At 51.8% G+C, this 18490-nt stretch carries 13 protein-coding genes; 1 reads left to right on the forward strand and 12 read right to left on the reverse strand.

Features of this window, described 5'->3' with window-relative positions; all coding sequences use genetic code 11:
* The 6 genes from DQG23_RS43320 to DQG23_RS39595 form a co-directional block, all read right to left on the reverse strand.
* Positions 1-217, reverse strand: a 217-nt coding sequence (locus DQG23_RS43320) for a hypothetical protein (RefSeq protein WP_238178244.1), incomplete at its 3' end; no start/stop codon positions are given.
* 602 nt (positions 218-819) lie between these two features.
* Positions 820-1836: a cytochrome d ubiquinol oxidase subunit II gene (locus DQG23_RS39575; RefSeq protein ID WP_113036575.1), complete on the reverse strand. Its 1017-nt coding sequence runs from the start codon at positions 1834-1836 to the stop codon at positions 820-822.
* Between the two features lie 13 nt (positions 1837-1849).
* Complete coding sequence (locus DQG23_RS39580) at positions 1850-3178, reverse strand: cytochrome ubiquinol oxidase subunit I (RefSeq protein ID WP_113036576.1); 1329 nt, start codon at positions 3176-3178, stop codon at positions 1850-1852.
* 146 nt (positions 3179-3324) lie between these two features.
* Complete coding sequence (thyA, locus tag DQG23_RS39585) at positions 3325-4119, reverse strand: thymidylate synthase (RefSeq protein ID WP_113036587.1); 795 nt, start codon at positions 4117-4119, stop codon at positions 3325-3327.
* A 143-nt stretch (positions 4120-4262) separates the two neighbouring features.
* Entirely contained in the window at positions 4263-4769 is a 507-nt protein-coding gene (locus tag DQG23_RS39590; RefSeq protein WP_113036577.1) for a hypothetical protein, read from the reverse strand.
* Between the two features lie 217 nt (positions 4770-4986).
* Entirely contained in the window at positions 4987-6444 is a 1458-nt protein-coding gene (locus DQG23_RS39595) for an arylsulfatase (protein WP_113036578.1), read from the reverse strand.
* Positions 6445-7472: 1028 nt separating this feature from the next.
* Between DQG23_RS39595 and DQG23_RS39600 the strand changes: the two genes are divergently transcribed.
* A complete protein-coding gene (locus DQG23_RS39600; protein ID WP_113036579.1) occupies positions 7473-8552 on the forward strand; it encodes a bifunctional 3-deoxy-7-phosphoheptulonate synthase/chorismate mutase in 1080 nt (359 codons plus the stop codon).
* A 155-nt stretch (positions 8553-8707) separates the two neighbouring features.
* On the opposite strand, the gene DQG23_RS39605 is transcribed toward DQG23_RS39600, so the two are convergent.
* The 6 genes from DQG23_RS39605 to DQG23_RS39630 form a co-directional block, all read right to left on the reverse strand.
* Positions 8708-10954, reverse strand: coding sequence for a helix-turn-helix transcriptional regulator (locus DQG23_RS39605; RefSeq protein ID WP_113036580.1), 2247 nt, complete (start codon positions 10952-10954; stop codon positions 8708-8710).
* Between the two features lie 258 nt (positions 10955-11212).
* On the reverse strand, positions 11213-12847 hold the full coding sequence (locus DQG23_RS39610; RefSeq protein ID WP_113036581.1) for a type 2 periplasmic-binding domain-containing protein: 1635 nt from the start codon (positions 12845-12847) through the stop codon (positions 11213-11215).
* A gap of 437 nt (positions 12848-13284) precedes the next feature.
* A complete protein-coding gene (locus DQG23_RS39615; protein WP_113036582.1) occupies positions 13285-15516 on the reverse strand; it encodes a right-handed parallel beta-helix repeat-containing protein in 2232 nt (743 codons plus the stop codon).
* A 195-nt stretch (positions 15517-15711) separates the two neighbouring features.
* Complete coding sequence (locus DQG23_RS39620; RefSeq protein ID WP_113036583.1) at positions 15712-16593, reverse strand: carbohydrate ABC transporter permease; 882 nt, start codon at positions 16591-16593, stop codon at positions 15712-15714.
* A gap of 12 nt (positions 16594-16605) precedes the next feature.
* Complete coding sequence (locus DQG23_RS39625) at positions 16606-17481, reverse strand: ABC transporter permease (RefSeq protein WP_238178245.1); 876 nt, start codon at positions 17479-17481, stop codon at positions 16606-16608.
* A gap of 605 nt (positions 17482-18086) precedes the next feature.
* Positions 18087-18490: M20/M25/M40 family metallo-hydrolase (locus DQG23_RS39630; protein ID WP_146762474.1), on the reverse strand; the 404-nt coding region annotated here is incomplete at its 5' end.

The raw sequence follows: 18490 nt of genomic DNA on the forward strand, positions 1-18490 counted from the left end.
TGCGGTCTGCGGTCTGCGGTCTGCGGTCTGCGGTCTGCCTTCTGCGGTTGCGGTTGCGGTCTGCGGTCTGCGGTCTGCGGTCTGCGGTCTGCGGTCTGCGGTCTGCCCGTCTGCGGTCTGCGGTTTGCGGTCTGCCGTCTGCCGTCTGCCGTCTGCGGTTTGCGGGGTGCGGTCTACGATGTGAGGCGTGTTGCGATAATCTGGAGTGCTTACTCAAACTAAAATCCCGTACGCTTCAAGCCTCCCCCTCGCTCGTCGTCTGTATTAGGTCGACTGAACGAATGCTTCGCGCGGTGCGAGCTGCACTGCAGTCCGATTTTGCCCATTTGGAATCGAGTCCGGCTCCCCTTTCCTCGACTGTAGTCCGAAAACGCCCATTTGCAGAGGCTTTTTGGCAAGGCGTATCCGAAAATCCTTGCTCCAAGAAGGCAAAATCGGACTACAGCTCATGAGTTACCTCAATCCCTTGCTCCAAGCGGGTTAAATCGGACTACGGCGTACTGACCAACCTCTAAAAAAGCAAACTTCTCGATTTCGTCACGATTCAATCGGGCTTGCGGCTTCCCTGCAGCTCCCAGCGCGTAGTGCTTGGCGTCACATAACAGTGGTCAACCACATGCCGCCCCACAGGTGCTGCTCCACGCAAACCAACAACAAAAAACCGTCCGAATCATTCGCCGGACGGTCCTTTAAGCAATGTTAGCCGTCGACCGCCTGAAAAAACGGGCTAAACGACGTAACGTAAGATCGAAAGCAGAAGCAGGAAAGCGATGCCGAAGCAGAGGCGCATCAGCCATTTATCTTGCCGGTCGAAGGCGTTTATGTCAGTTCCCCCTTCACATATTTGGCATTAAACAGGAACAGTCTGAGCAGCAGCACAATGGACGGAACCAGCAGCGCAAAGCCGGCAAGGAAGGCGACGACCAGCGCGCGCCCCATCGTTTCGTTCGTCACGCCGCCGTATATCGTTAAATCCGGGTACAGCAAATACGGAAGATGGGACTGGCCGTATCCGAAGAAGGCGAAGGCAAACTGCAGCATCACCAAAACGAAGGCGAGACCAAGCGATTTTTTTTGCCAAATGAGCCATACAGCGAGTGCGAAAGCGACGAGAGAAAGGCCGAACAGCCACCATACCCGCAGCGCGCGGTCGAAATGCTCCAGATTATGATTTCGCAGCGCGACAAATACGAACAAGCTGGAGATGAGCGTCGGAATGCCTCCCCACAAGGAGAAAAAACGCATCTGCTCGAACGCTCTCTTATCTTCCGCACGCGATGCGTAGTAGGTCAAAAATGTCGAACTGATGAACAGCACGCTCGACATGGCAAGCAGCACGACCGCCCAAGAATACGAGCTGAAAAAAAGCTCCTCCATCAGCAGCGTGACGGAGCTTCCCCGGACGTCTAGAAAGCCGCCCTCCGAGATCGTAAACACCGTGGATAACGAAGCGGGGATAAGCAATCCCGTCGCCCCGTATGCAAGCAGGTAAAAGCCGCTTTTCCCGGCACCGTAGTTGGCGAATGCATAAAACGATCCCCGGATCGATAGCAAAACGAGCGCAATGCTCCCCGGAATCAGCAGTGACGTTCCGTAATAATGCGCCGTTTCGGGAAAAAAACCGACGATGCCGACGAAGAAAAACACGAGAAACACGTTGGTCACTTCCCAAACCGGGGACAAATACCTGGATATGACGGGCCCGATAATCGATTCCATCCCGATTACCCGACCGTAGTAGGCGAAGAAGCCCGCTCCGAAATCGATAGAGGCGACGATCAAATAGCCGTACAAAAAGCTCCAAAGAACAGTAATGCCAAGCATCTCGATCGACATGTCCTTCTCCTCCTCACAAGATGATCCTGCGGGCTTCAAGCTCCAGCTCCGCCGGCTTGTTGCGGAATAGACGGCCCAGCACATACAGGCATACGACGCCTAACACAACATACAGAGCGGCAAAAAGCCAGAAAGCGACGTTTACGTGCGTATTCGTCGTCGCCGCATCGGATACGCGCATATATCCGCGCATGATCCATGGCTGTCTTCCGACCTCGGCATAAAACCATCCGAGCTCGATGGCGAGCAGAGATAGCGGTCCTCCCGCCAAAATGGCAGCCAGTATCCAGCGATTGTAGGCTTGCCATCGTTTCAGCCGTGGCAGCGCCAGGAAAATGACGGGAACCGCCAGCAAGTAAAATCCGATGCCGACCATCGCGTCGAACAAATAATGCACGTACAGCGGCGGCCATTCGTCCTTCGGAAAATCGTTCAAGCCGACGACCGTACCGTCGGGGTTATGGGTGGCGAGAAGACTGAGCGCCCAAGGAATTTCGAAGGCGCCGCTCACCTCCTGCGTCTCCGGATTCAGCCGCCCGCCGACGATTAGCGGCGCTTTTTTTCCGGTCTCGAAGTGCCATTCCGCGGCAGCAAGCTTTTCCGGCTGTTTTTTGGCAAGAAACTGAGCGGATATGTCGCCGGCTACGATCGTTAGAACGGCAAGGAGCAGGCCTGCCGCCATATTCAGGCGAATCGATTTCCGGTAGTACTCGTCTTTGCGGCCCCGCAGCATGGCGAAAGCGGCGATCATGGCGAGCAGGAAAGCGGCCGTAAGATAAGCCGACGATAACACATGGAAGACCTTCGAAGGCACGGCGGGGTTAAACATCGCGGCGATCGGATCGATACGTGCAAGCTGGCCGTTCTCGAGCTCGAAGCCTTGCGGCGTATTCATAAAAGAGTTGACGGTCGTAATGAACAAAGCGGAGCCCGAAGAACCGATTATGATCGGAAGGGTCAGCAGCCAGTGCATGTACGGGTTGGAGAACCTGTTCCACGTATAGAGATAAATGCCCAGAAAGATAGCCTCGAAGAAAAAAGCGAACGTCTCCAAAAACAGCGGCAAGCCGACTACATTGCCTGCCAGACGCATGAATTCCGGCCACAACAGGCTGAGCTGCAGACCGATGCAAGTGCCGGTAACGACGCCTACGGCCACCGTAATGACGAAGCCGCGCGCCCATCTCCGTGCCATCAGCGAATAGTGCTCATCCTTCTTCCGAATCCCGATCCATTCCGCCAATGAAATAAAAACGGGCACGCCGACTCCCACGGTTGCGAACAAAATATGAAAAGCCAGCGTCATTTCCGTTAAGTAGCGGCTCCAATCCACCGTTCCCACTAAGCAGCCCCCTCAAGTTCCATAACCTACGGTTTACCTGGTTACTATTCCCAAGCGGATTGATAGTATGCAACAAAAAAAAGGCCCCTAAGCCGTCTGTACGGCTTTCGGGACACTTATCGTGCCGGTTTGGGGACCGACCTTCGTTAAACCGCTATCGGAGCCTTGATTCCGGGATGAGACTGATAACCTTCGAATGCGAAATCGTCGAACGTGTAGTCGAATATCGATTCCGGCTTGCGCTTAATAATAAGCTTGGGCAAAGGATACGGCTCTCTAGTCAACTGCAGTTGAACCTGCTCAATATGATTCAAATAAATATGCACGTCTCCGCCGGTCCAAACGAGATCCCCAACCTCCAAGCCGCATTGCTCCGCAACCATATGGGTCAGCAAAGCATACGAAGCGAGATTGAACGGGAGTCCCAAAAACGTATCGACCGACCGCATTTGGAACATGCAGGACAGCTTCCCGTTCGCCACGTAAAATTGAAACGCATAATGACAAGGCGGCAGCGCCATGCTGTCGACTTCGGCGACATTCCAAGCGCTTACGAGATGCCTGCGGGAATCGGGATTTGTTTGAATCTGAGTAATCACGTTGGTTATTTGATCGACGACCCGGCCGTCGGGAGCGTGCCAGGTTCTCCACTGCGCCCCGTACACTCTGCCCAAATTGCCCTCCTCGTCCGCCCATTCATCCCAGATCGAGACGCCGTTTTCACGAAGATACCGGATGTTTGTATTTCCGCTCAAAAACCACAGCAGCTCATGGATAATGGATTTCGTATGCAGCTTTTTGGTAGTCAGCAGCGGAAAGCCCTCGGACAAATTCATTCTCATCTGCCTGCCGAACACGGAAATCGTCCCCGTGCCTGTCCGATCCTCTTTACGCACCCCGTTCTCGATAATATCGCGAAGCAAATCTTTATATATGTTCATGTCGACGACTCCTTTTATGATGCGATTGACGATTACATGTCCTACATTATACGACAGCCTGCGGCATTCCGACAATCCGATTGCGAAATCCGCGGCCAGACATCGCATGGGCTTACGAATTCGATCGGACGTGTGCGCAGCCGTCATTTTGCGGGTTTTCGCTGCCCCCACGGCTTAAAAACGGAAAAAACGAACATGGCTCCCAACGATACGATTTGCAAAACGATCCCGGCCGTCAAATAGAATCGGTTACTCAAGAAATCCGCACTTTGCATCGCCCCTATGCCTTCAGCCGCCACAAAATCCGCCGCCCTCGACGTCCAAATGTAAATGCCGACAACGCCAAGGCCGATCGATACGAGCGTCAGCGCTTCCTTCGCAATGATCCAGTAATATTTCAGCAGTCCCCAATGCGTCATCAAGGACAGCGCGATACCGGTTGCGACGGTGCCGATTGTGGATGCCCGTACGGACGTTTTGGCAAGAATAAGCATGCCGGTATAACAGGCTTCGAGTATGCTTTCGTCCTTCGTCGCCGCAGCCGTTATACTCAGTATCAAAAATGCGATCATTACGCCGAACATGATGGCGGAAAACAAAATATGCGCGGACAGCAGCCATTTTTTTTGCGTGATCGTGAGACGTTTCATAGAGCCTCCTACTTTTGCCGAAATGATTTCTGCTATAAGCGTACCCCACAGCTCTTAGGATCATCTAAACGGTTCATTAAAAAAATATTAAGTCTGCGGCATCTTCAATGCCGACGTTTACCATAGCCGTTTCCCGCGATACGCATTCATATAAACGCAGCAAAAACCCCCCTGCCGACATCGTCGTCAACAAAGGGGGGCTCCCGGCTCCCGTATATTATGGCAAAATGTGACTCAAGCAAGATTGCGGCTTCCGTCCGGCGACAAGAAGACCGTCTTCGACATAACCTTCCTCGCGGCCGTCGAGCTCCCTCACCACTTTACCGCGCCAGTCGGCCAGCTTGGCTGCGTATGCAGGGTTCGCGGCAAGGTTGACTTTCTCCTGCGGATCTGCCGACAGATCGAAAAACTGCTCCTCGCCGGACTGTGAAAACCAAATATATTTTTCATTGCCGTCCGTAGCAAAATGGTTGGACAACTTGCCGAAGGTATGCTCGCCGTGAATATAATCGCGCCATGTAACGGGATGTCCGCCGCAAAGCGGCAGCAGGCTCCGCCCCTCGACGCTTGCAGGGATTTCCGTTCCCGCAGCGTCAAGCAGCGTCGGCATAATATCGCGCAGCTCGATGACTTGCTCGACCTCGGCACCGGCCGCAAAACCGAAACGGCCTGTCGGGTCGTTGACGATGAACGGCACCTTCGCGCTTCCTTCGTACGGCAGCGCCTTGCGGAAATAATGATGGTCGCCCATCAGCTCGCCGTGATCGGAAGTGAAAACGACGATCGTATTGCGCAGCACGCCGTATTCGTTCAAAGCATTAAGCAGTCGGCCGATTTGTTCGTCAAGATGCGAAATGAGCGCATAATACGCGGCGCGGGCGCGGCTCAAGCGGCGCTTCGGTATTTTGCCGTAGTATGCCGTCGGATTGTACGCGCCCTCTTCCGCGGCTTCCTCATCCACCCAATCGCCTATCGGCGGGTCGGGCAGCTCCAGATCCTTGTACATATCAAAATATGCTTGCGGCGGATCGAGCGGCGAATGCGGCCGCACGAAGGACGACCACAGGAAAAACGGCTTGCTCGGATCCCGCCGGCGGAGGAAGTCGATCGATTGGGTGACGCACCAATTCGTCGGATGGAGCGCTTCGGGCAAATGCCAAGGACGCGCTACCGTCGAGGCATTGCAGTCAAGTCCATTGTCCATAATATCAAGCTCGGCCCCGGCGGTTTGCCGCAGCCATACCAAATAGTCGTCCACCTGGTCGAAGTGCTCGTCTACCGTATTGTTGTTCTTGCTTCGGTTGTGGTGCAGGTAGCCGTCGTGCAGCACGACATTGTGAAAACCGCATAGATTGCGTGCGGGATACACATGCATTTTGCCTACGCATTGCGTATGATAGCCTGCTTTAGCCAGTTCGCCTGGAAGCGTATACGTGTAATTCCAAGGCACTTTATCCTGATAGCCGACCCTGCCGTGCGAGCGTTGGCTCATGCCGGTAAAGATGGCCGCCCGGGCGGGAATGCAAGTGGGCGTCGCCGAGTAGGCGTTTCGGAACTGGACGCCCGTGCGGGCAAGCCGGTCCAAGTTCGGCGTCTCCACAATGGGGTGACCCATTACGCTCAAGCAATCGTATCGCATTTGGTCGACTGTAATTAGCAGCAGATTCGGTTTCATTTGCGCTCTCCCCTTTCGTGTACGCCCGTTTCCCTAATCCGTGACCGCCCGAATGGCGGACAAGCAGGATCGACCGGGCGACCGGCTGATTTTGCACACCTCGAGTTTCTTCCGGGGTGTAGTGCGAATCTTCCGCAGCGGCCGGCGAATCCCGTCTTACGACAAGACCGGTCCGTTAGACGTACATCGAGTTGTCCGCTACATTGTACACCATCGGATTGCATAAAAGAAGCACCTGAACGAAGCCTCGATTTCACAATAGCTTGTGCAGAGAGTGAACGGAATGACGCAGCTCGAAAATGACAGAAGCTTGAAGCATAAGTATCGCCCGTAAGCGTCGGTCGGTCGATTACGTAGACTTGTACTGCTCGGAACGAATGGTGCCGGTGAATATGGACAGTTATCCGCATTCGAATTCTTTATCGCAATCATGTATCGCAGCGAACCTGCGCTTTTGCGTTAATGTAAGTTATTGTAAATTCATTCGCAATGTTTTATAATTCAATTCAATTTAACCCTGCAGCGAATTCACAAGCTTGGCCAAGCGCGCCGCACCGGGCAAAATTGTTTTAATCACCTTGCAAGCTGAGGCTTGCTTTCCATAACCTACGACGATGAAAGAGAAAAGTAAGCCGAAATGTCCTTGACAGGGACGGAGCGCCGAAGACTGAGAGCGCCCGAAAGGAACAGCGGCTGAAGTTCGCTCCCGAGTCGATGCTTGAACGATGCTCCGCAGATTCGGAGCAAGTAGAGCCATCCGGCCGCACGCCGTTATCGTGCTTGAGCGAGAAACGATACCGATTGCGCCATAGCGCGATCTCCGCTTCTTCCGTTTTCGTGACGAGACGATGTCTTGTACGATTGCCGGTCAGAAAAGGCGTTTCTAATGAGGGTGGTACCACGGTTCCCCGTCCCTTGCGGATGGGGGCCTTTTTGCATTAATAATACCCTCTACGATCTGTTTCGTTATCAAATGAGGACTTTTTAATCAACCGCTAATAATCACTTATACGAAGGAGCGAATAACAATGGGCAACAAAGAACTGGAGGCGCTGAGAGCGCAAATTGACGATATTAATGAGCAGCTGCTGATGCTGATCGGCAAGCGGGGACTAATTTCCCAGGAAATTGCGAAAGCCAAGGATATGCAGGGGCTGCCGAAGTTCGACCCTGTCCGAGAACGGGAAATGCTGGATAAACTTGCGGCAATGAACGAGGGGCCGTTCGACGAGGCGACGATTCGCCATCTGTTCAAGCAGTTGTTCAAAGCATCGCTTGACTTGCAGCAAAGCGATAAGAAGAAACATTTGCTCGTCAGCCGTAAAAAACAAGCGGAAGATACGATCGTAACGAGCAAAGGCGTTTCGGTAGGCGGCGGCGCGCATCTGATGGTGGCGGGACCGTGCTCGGTGGAAAGCTACGAGCAAACGCGTGCAGTCGGCGCAGCTTTGAAAGCGGCGGGCGTCAAAGTGATGCGGGGCGGAGCCTTCAAGCCGCGCACATCGCCATACGATTTCCAGGGGCTCGGCATCGACGGCTTGAAAATTTTGAAGGAAGTCGCGGACGAATTCGGGCTCGTTACAATCAGCGAAATCGTCAACCCCGCGCATATCGAGATCGCCCAGCAATATATCGACGTCATTCAAATCGGCGCCCGCAACATGCAAAACTTCGAGCTGCTGAAAGCTGCCGGCGAAGCGACGATCCCCGTACTGCTGAAGCGCGGCATCGCGGCGACGATGGACGAATTTTTGCTTGCAGCGGAATACATCGTCTCGCGCGGTAACGGCCAAGTGATGCTGATCGAGCGCGGCATCCGCACCTACGAGAAATGGACGCGCAACACGCTCGATATTTCGGCCGTGCCGATCCTCAAGCAGGAGTCGCATCTTCCGGTGCTCGTCGACGTCAGCCATTCGACCGGCCGCAAGGACATCATGCTGCCATGCGCCAAAGCGGCGCTCGCCGCAGGAGCCGACGGCATCATGATCGAAACGCATCCGGATCCGGCGACCGCCCTGTCCGATGCGGACCAACAGCTCACGCTCGAGCAGTTCGATTCGTTCTACGCGCAGCTGAAAGCGTCGGGCTTGTTCCGCGAAGCTTAATCGGCGGGCGGGCTTTCGCAATACACTTGAAGAAGAGCAAACACATCCTTAACGGTGTAGTTTGCTCTATTCTTTTGGCATGCATGGTGTGCTTGAATCGGATTTTCGAAATGGCAAACGGCGTGGGAGCTTGATTCCGCTTCGAGCTGAGGAAATCAGAGGGTCTGCTCAGGCGCTGCGGCATAAGCCTTTTGCTTACGGTAGTCTCCCGGCGTTACATTCATCACTTTCTTGAACATGCGAATGAACGACAAGGAATGCGTATAACCCACCATCACGGCAATGTCTTGAACGGAAGCGCAAGTTTCCTCCAATAACTGCCTCGCATGGCGAATGCGGAGCAGCGCCAAATAATCGACGAACTTCTCCCCCATCTCGTCCTTGAACAATTGGCTGACGTACTTCGTATTCAATTGAAAATGGTCGCTTATCATCTGCAAAGATAAGTTCGGATCCGCATATTGTTCTTCGATATACGACTTGATGTCCAAAATGAGCGTATGGCCGCTTCGTTTTTCGCGCATGCGGCGAATGTGTTCAAACGCTTCTACGAGCAGCTCGTGAATCTGGGCTTTCACTTCGTCAAGCGTCTCGAATTTTTCCACAAGCCCCGAAAGTTTCGGATATATTTCCAAATCCCAGCGTCCGCGGTATTCAGAAGCCATCTCCTTCAAAGATTGGTTAAGATGATAAGTTAAATAATTGACAGCGATGACGATTTCATCCTTCGAGCTTAGGTTCATGCGTAAATTAAGAAAGATTTCTTCGAAAATCGATTCCCATTCTTCATTGTTTTGCTTGAAGCAGGAAGCCAGCTTCCGGATAATATCCAAATTGCGATAAATCGTATCCGAAGGCTTGGCGTTCATCTCCGAATACAGAAACGTTCCCGCTCCCCCTAACACCGTCTTATATTTCAGCGCATTTACCGCGTCCTCAAAGGAAAGCGGAATTTCATTCACTTCTTCCACGCCGGAGCCGATACCCGAGGTAACCGAAAAATGAAGATGGCTCTCCACCCACACTCGGAGCTCTTCTCCCATGTCCTTCAAGGTCCGCAAACTCGCTTCCTCGCCGCTTACCGATCCGTAAATAACTCCGAGCCTCTCGCTTGCGATCCACTCCGACCAAACAGGAATGGCATGTTTTCCGGCAATCTCGTTCACGACACTTTTCACGACAAACTTGAGCAGGCTCTGGTCACGTTGATGATAAACGGCTGTAAACTCTTGAAATTTGTCGATTTCAATGACGGCCACAATCAGACATTTCCATTCGCAGGTACGCCCCAGCCCGTTGAGCTCCCCCGCCCACTCCTCCGGTGAAATCGACCGGCTGCCCGTTATCGTTTCCTGGAAAAAATATTGACGCCGATAGAGCAAATCCTCCTGGAACCGTTGATCGTATTTATTGGATTGTTCAATCAATCGATTCAGCGCAGTCTCGATGAACCGAAACTCGTCGTTTCCGCCGGATGCGATGAGCAGTTGGCTCCTCTGTTTGGCAAAATGCCGGATCTGTTCGACGATCACCTCGACAGGGCGATAATTTCGCCTAGTGGCCACGATAAGCCAAACTAAACCCATGATCAGAATAGACGCCGTAATGCCCAGCCAAATCCAATGAATACGGGAAAACACATGAAACAAACCGCCGTCGCGAAGCCCGCTGTGAATCTTCCATCCGGTATAATCCGAAACCGATGTATTGATTTCCGACCCGCTTTGAGGAGCATTGGCATTCAAAATGTCGATACCGTTCTGATCCTCCAATTGAATGTAGCTGAATTTGTTGCTGGACATATCCATAATGTACTTGGCAATCATCGGAACGCCTACGTTGACCACAATAAATCCCCGCTCGCCGCTCAGCAGCGGCACATTGCGTACCAGCGTGACGACATTTGCCGGAGGTTCGTCCGTAAACTCCCTGTACGAGCGAACGGGAAGCCATTTCGGCGGCGCCCCTTCCCGCAATATGTTTCTTGCAAACTCTTGGTCGCCGAACTGATTTAGCGGCATGATCGAGTTTTTGCTCAAAACCCTATCGTCTTCCGTTCGGTACAAATAGATCGAGTCGACGAGCGGCAGGGCACCGATTGTTTCGCGCAGTTTTTTGGACGGCACTAAGAGACTTTCGAACGTATCCTGCGAAGATTTGAAATAATACCCTTTCAGTTCGTCATTATAGGTAGTTTCCTTCATGATTTGTTGGTCGATGAATTCGAGCGTCCGGTCCAGCTGGACGAGCACTTGTTCCATGAACACTTCATTCGCCCGCTGAGCTTGATCTCGGGACACGTTATTTACCATAACGAAGAAGATAATCGACAAGCTGAAAATAACGAGGATAAAGATCGGCAGATAGGAAAGCAACAGCCGTATAAACCATTTACCCGGCATGCAATGTCCTCCAATGGGCTCGAATAGCGTTTAGACGGTAAATAGCCACCGAATATATAGGTTCAGAATGGTTGAAAACCGCGAGATGAGCAATATACAACTTTCCGTCAATATACGTTATTGTACCATCGTCTTACGGACTGCGGCTAATAATCCCGCAACGTCAGGCTTTTTTCGTTCGACCTCTCGATGCCCGTTAAGCAATTTCTCATAAATAATTACGGCGCCCTCATCCAAGGGCGCCGTTTTCATTAGTCGCTACTTTTTCTCGTATATATCCATGACCGTTACGATCTTGTCTTTATTATCTTTGTTATTGTTGTAATACGTGTTGTACCATTCGTCGATTTTACCGCCGCCCGCTTTGGTCCACATATCCTTCGCCGTTTGGGTGGCCTTCTCCACGCTGTAATCCTTGGTGACGATCGCCTTCGAATACTCGTCTCCCAATTTGGCAACGCTCTGATTAATCATATTCAGATCGTTCGGCATGACCGGCACGTTCAGGAAATAACCTGGCATCGGCGTTTGCGGATTCAAATAGATTTTACGGGCTGTCTCCAAAATGGTTTTATATTCCAGGCCGACGGAAGTGCTTGTGTCAAGTTGCATGACCAGGGGATCGCATTTGAGAGTCGCATCGGTCGGATTGCTTATCATCGAATAGTCGACGTTCCAGGAAAGCTCCTTTTTATTTTTCTCCAGATCGGCGGGAGCCGGGCAGCCTTTGGCATCCAATTTGTAGTGTTCTCCCTCGATTCCCCATTTGAGCGCTTTCAGCGTCTCTTCTTTATTCAGAAAATCGATATATTTGATGACGGATACCGGATCTTTCGCATTCGCGTTAATAACGCCCGGTGTCGATCCCGGTCCGCCAAGCGCCGGAGCGAACTGGCCGAACTGGCTTTTCGGCAGTGCGATTGGTATGAGGGTACCTTCCGGTACATTTTTCTTAAATGCCTCGAATGTCGACTTCACATCCGCCCACTGCATCGTATAGAAGCCCAGTTTTCCGTTTACGAAATCGCGTTTGGCTTTTTCCCCGTTCGCATCGGCGGCAAAATCTTTATCGATGAGGCCGTCCTGATACAACCGCTTCTTGAATTCGGCGATCGCTTCCTTCTGTTTCCACGGATACACCATTTTCCCGTCTTCCAAGGCATGTCCGGCACTCGGCACGCCGAAGATCCAGTTGAAAATATTGTTGTTGAATCCGCCGCCCAGCGACATGCCGTACGTGTCTTTCTTGCCGTTTCCGTCCGGATCGTTCTCCGTAAACGCTTTGGCGACGGCATACAATTCCTCGGTCGTTTTGGGAACGTCCAGATTCAGATTCTTGAGCCAGTCCGTCCGCACCAAGAATACCCAGTTAATGTCCGCCGGTACGAATGCTCCCACTTCATACAACTTTCCATCGTCCTGGGTGCCCAGCTTGCGCAGAATCGGGTATTTTTTCAGCAGCGCTTTGTACTCCACGCTGTGTTTCTCGATGAGATCATCGAGCGGCATTAACTGCTTGGACGCATACCAGGCATTTTTGTTCATAGCATCGTAATCCTGGATAAAATCCGGCGCCGTGCCCGAAGCGAGCAGGACGTTCAGCTTTTCTCCCGGATTGTTGCGCGGGATCGGCACGAAGGTGGCGTCGACAGGGCCATTTTTGTTGATCCACTCGGTCCAACGGTTTTTCTCGTAGGTGCCTTCATCTGCGGGAACGCGGCCCCTGTCGTAGACCATTACGGAAATTTTCCCTCTCTTTTGCTCTTCAACCTTACCCGACGGACTATTGTCAGCCGGATCGTTTCCTTGTTCCTTGCTGCAGCCTGCGAGCACGGATCCTGCAGCCAATATGGATGTAAGCGCCAATACGATCGTTTTATTTCTTTTCTGCACAGACAATCCTCCCTTTTTTTAATAGTAGTCCCACTACGCAAAAAATGAAAACGGCAATTCTCCAGCATCACCCCCCAGCTATAATCTCGTTACGTAAAGCTCTAGCTCCAATTCAAACGGAATACATGCGGAAAGGCCATATACAAGTTTTCGGTTCGGTATACGATAATCCGGCTTCTTCGTTAGAGCTGTAAAATGGTATATAGCCGATTATCGCTTATCGGTCATAAACTCCCTTGTGCCTGCGTCTACATGATGACAATCTCGATATCGTTGACAAGAGCGATTGCCGTTGTCCCGTCCGCATATTGATTGCCAGAAATCGTTACGTTCTTGCACACATCAAGCTGAATCGGGTATTCCATGACGTTATGCCGCGGATACTCAGCCTTAGGTTATGTCAAATGATAAAGGTCGACAGTCATGGAAGGTTCCCGCTACGCCTTCGCTTCCCACAATATCGGAGTATCCGCTGCCGGAGCTGCGGAACAACGTATTGTGAAATGGGTGGCTGTCATGTCGGTAATCCAAACATGCCCCATATTGCCGAGCGGAGTCGGGGAGACGTATGCCGGCAAACCGCCTAGGCCATGTTCAACGTTGACGGATTCCGCCGATGCGCTTAACGTAGCCGTTCCGTGCTTGATTTGGCCGATATAGCCGAACGGGGACCATACGCCCGGGGTGCCGCCCGATATGCAGATATGACCGATGGGCTTCCCTTTTCCGATGTCTTTGCTCCAAATAATTGACATCGGCGTATAAGTTCCTAGCGTAGGAACCGTGTTACCATAACGTTGAATGGCTCCCGCCAGCGTAAAGTCGCTGCTTATATATCCCGCTCCGCTCGCCGTCACCGCCGCTTCGTATGTAATCTTCTCCGCCGCGTTCGGGCAGTCGTAGTTGTTGTTCATGATATACACATTGCCTGCCGGATTGCTTCTGAACCGGATCGCGCCTAAGGTGGAGCCCGTTTTGATCGAATTGCCGCTAATGATGCCCGATCCGTTGCTGATCCCGATTTGGCCGTTCACGTCTTCGAACGTGTTCCCCGTAAACACGAAAGAATCGATTAGCTTGATCGAGTTGGATGCGGCTTCGGACACGGTAAATCCGCCTTTCATGAAACGGTTGCCGGTCACCGTGCAATTGCTGGTCTGCAGCAGAACCTTGCAATCGCTTACCATATTCCCGGAGACGGCGGCATTCGACGCCGCTATGCCCGGGTAATGCGAGACGGCATGCATAACCCCTCTGACGTGATTTCCCGCGATGGACACCTTTTCCACTACGGCCTGATTCGTAAGAAACTGTATGCCCTCCCCGTCCGATACGTTCTCAACCGTATTCCCCGTAATCGAGCTTTCGCCTCCCGGATTATGCGTAGGATTGTTGCCGACGGAATTGTCCATCCGGATCCCAGCTGTTTTGACATTCATGATCGCATTTCCGGAAATGGTGAAATTCGTAATGCTGGCGAGCGCGATGCCGTATCGCAGGTTTTTGAGCGTATTGCCGCTGATCACCATATTGTGGAGGTTGTGGGCGGCCGTTCCCGTCACTTCTTCATTCGAATTGATCCCGCCGCCGACCGAATTGGCAAGACCGAACGTACTCACGCCGTCGTAGAGGAAGTTGCCGATGACTTCGCCGTTGTACATGCCTTCCGGGCTGCCGGCGTGCTTGAGCAAAATACCGTCGCCGTTATGGTGATGGATCCGGTTGTTGGCTACTCGCCAATTCCAGCTTCCGCCGATCCTTATTCCTTCTTCGCCCAAATAATAAACGTCATTGCCCTCCACCGTGAAATTATTGCAATGTTGGATATTGATGGCGTCCGTACGATAAGAGATGTCCAGATTCGACAGCTTGAATTTATTCGAATCCCGGACATCGATCCCATGCGCTTGTTTGGAAAACATTTTCGTCGTTTTCGAACTGGATATTTTCAAGTTTTCCACGAAGAAGTCGGCGCAATTGAGGAAAGTAAGTACCGTAATCGTATCGGAAGCGTTGTCCAAAAAGAGCTCCGCCTTCGTTCCGAGAAAGCTGACTTTTTGTCCCGATAACGAAAACCCGTCCGTGACCCGGTATCTCCCGTTCGGGAAATAGACGACTCCTCCGCCCGGAAAAGAAGAGGACACGTATGCGATCGTTCCGCGGATCGCCTCCGTATCGTCGGTCGTGCCGTCTCCCTTCGCGCCGAACCAACGGACATCTATCGTATCGTCCGCTATCATCCGCTTCAAGCGGACTCCCGACGCCGTTACGACAACCGTTCCCGTATTGTCAGCCGACGCGGTATCGGCCAAATCGACCATAAAATGGCCCCCTTTCCCTTCATCCCGGACAAAATAAAGGAATTTCGGATCGGGATTGGCACTGGCCCTGATCTCGGCAACCGTAGTTGTAACGATCAGATTCGCTGCTTTTAATATCGGAACTTTTCCCTTGCCGGTAAGCTCCTCATATACGGACTCGGAAACGGACAATTCCTCTTTCCCGTAGGCCGTTGACGGTCCGGGGAGTATTTTGCCTGCGGCTATCGCCGCGCCGGCCATGCCGAATGCGGTCAACAATTTTCTGCGGCTTACCTTGACGTCCGTCTCCCGCGGCTGATCCTGGTCCAAACGTTTTTGTGCGTTCTGCTCCATCTTTTCATTCGGCATATGGATTCCTCCTCTTTATTGGTTCCTTCTCTGCAGCAGCTTAGCATAAAACCGGGCAAAGGGTTCGAACCCTAGTAACCCCCGCTAGCATCCGTTTTTTGCTCACCGGTTCGCTCCGCATCCATGCCCTCACCATCTGATACGCATGTTGTCCCTCCATTCCCCCTTTCGGCAGATTCACTTCGGCCGAACCCTCTACCCTTTGATCGACCCGATCATGACGCCTTTGACGAAATATTTTTGCAAAAACGGGTAGACGATTAACATCGGAACGATCATGGCAATGACGCCTGCCGATTGAATCGACTGAGGAGTGACGGACTCCATCATGTCCTCGCTCAAACGTCCCTCCGTAACCTGTTGGGCCAGCTGATTGTTCATGATCATCTGCTGCACCAGCACCGTCAAATTATGCTTATCGGAGGAGTTGATATAAATCATGACACTAAAGAACGAATTCCAATGTCCGACGGCGTAGAACAAAATGAGCGTGGCGATCACCGGCATCGACAGCGGCAGCATAATTTGCATAATCAAACGGGTTTCGCTGCATCCGTCGATACGCGCCGCGTCCTCAAGCTCCCTCGGAATATTTTCAAAAAAGGTTTTCAGAACGAGCAGATTGTACACCCCGACAAGACCGGGCAGCCATAGGGCCCCGTAAGTATTGACTAGTCCCAAGCTTTTGACCAACAAATAGCTCGGAATGAGTCCGGCGGAGAACAACATTGTGAAGAGGATCAGCATGGTTAGCGGTTTACGGCCGTAAAAATAGGTGCGCGATAGCGGATATGCCGCCAGTATCGTAAAAAACAAATTCAATATCGTTCCAACAACGGTAATCTGAACGCTATTTTTAAAGGCGCTTACGATTCTCGTTCCTTCGATCAGCAGTTTGTACGAATCCAGGGTGAAGCCGACCGGCCACAACCCTACAAAGCCGGAGAGCACGGCATGCTCCGAACTTAAAGAGAGCGATACGATATGGATAATCGGCAGGATACAGCTGATGCCGAATACACCGAGCAGCACATAATTGATACCATAAAAGATTTTCTCGCCGAGTGACGACCTCATGTCAATTCTCCTTTACCATAGCCCCTGGTCGAATTTACGGGCGATTTTGTTCGCGGCCAGCACAAGCACTAGTCCGACTAAAGATTGGAAAAAACCTAAAGCAGTCGTTAAACTGAATTGTCCGCGCCCGAGACCTACTTCATAGCTCCACACGCTGATGACATTGGCGATATCGCCGACCATCGGATTTTTAAGAACATAGATTTGATCAAATCCGACATCCATGACATGTTCCATCGAGAGAATCAGCATCAAAATGATGACAGGCGCAATACCCGGCAGCGTGATATGCCAAATTTGCCTCAACTTGTTGGCACCGTCCAAGCTCGACGATTCGTACAAGCTCGGATCGATATTGGCAAGCGCCGCCAAATAAATGATTGCCCCAAACCCTACTCCCTTCCATATCCCGGACCCGAGTAAAATGCCAAGCCAGGTCGACTTGTTATACAGAAACTGTATCTTTTCTCCTCCCAAATCACTGATGATTTTATTGATAATCCCCTGTTCCTGGGCGAAAATCAGCACAATAAACGAGCCGACGATGACCCAGTTCAAAAAATGCGGCAAATAGACGAGCGTCTGGATAATGCGCTTATACAACATCCGCCTGATTTCGTTCAACAGGATCGCTAGAATGATCGGAAACGGGAACGATACGACAATCGACAGCACGCTTATAAAAAAAGTGTTTTTGATAATATTGAGCATCATCGGACTATTGAACAGAAGCCGGAAGTTGTCGAGGCCCGTCCAAGGGCTGTGAAGAATGCCATCCGCCATGTTGTAATCTTTGAAGGCGATGATCAGTCCCCCCATCGGGATGTATTTGAAGGTGATAAAGTAAATCAGGATCGGCGCGAACATAATGATGAGGGGGACGTTCATCTTGAAGAGTCGCCTCCGCCTGAGCCTTTCCTCCGCTGTGCGAACCGAACCGGCTCGCCGAAACTTTGTTTTTTTTGTTTCCATGTGAGCATTCATCTGCCTTTTCTCCTTATCCGCAAAATTAACATGGTTGTGCTAGGGCGTGTCTGGAAACTCCGAGGGTAGCAGATTTTGCCGAATTTTCGTTCCTCCATCCGAAAGGTTAAGCTTAACCTTGTGCGGATTACGCTACGGTAAACGCACCGTCCAAGAGAGGGCGGAAGCCGTTTATCCTTGCATGCAAGGCGCGTTTGTGAAGGCGTACCGGGGGTCGGCCTGCGCAAACGGAACGAAGCAGGGGGCGAAAAGGCGGTGAAAGATGCCACGGAGTGGGTTTTCAGTCATGCCCTAGCTCTAATTCAAGCGGAACACAGGAGGAAACGCCATACACAAGATTCCTTCCGGTATACGATAATCCAGTAACGGCGCTGTATAGACGAAATTGTATATGGCCGATTTCCGTATATGTCGTTGCACCTCTCACTGAAATCCGGATGTTTTCATCTGTTTCCTTATATTAAAAAAGACATGCCCATACTTTCGTTTGGACACGTCCTTCTCTCATTTTAGATTTCCATAAACTCCTTAATATACTGCAAATACACTTTGACGGTTAACTCGAGCTCGCTGATCTCCACATATTCAACTTCTCCATGCGCGGTATGCTGATCCGGTCCGTGGCATAAAGCGGGAACGCCCAGAGCGTTGGCAAAAATCGCCGCATCCGTGACGACCTGCTTGCCGACGAGCGGGAAGTCGATTTTTCTAACTTGTCTTCCCGCACGCTGAAGCGCCGCAACAGCCGGACTGTTTTTGTCGATGCGGTAGCCGTCCCTTACTTTCTTCATGTCGAGACGGATGCTGACGCCAAGCCTTTCGGCAAGCTCGTCTAATCCGCTCCGCAGCTCGCTTTCCACTTCCTCGTAAGTTTGCAGCGGATCATACCGCCGAACGCCGACAAGTACGGACC

Source organism: Paenibacillus contaminans, assembly GCF_003285015.1.
Lineage (GTDB): Bacteria > Bacillota > Bacilli > Paenibacillales > NBRC-103111 > Paenibacillus_V > Paenibacillus_V contaminans.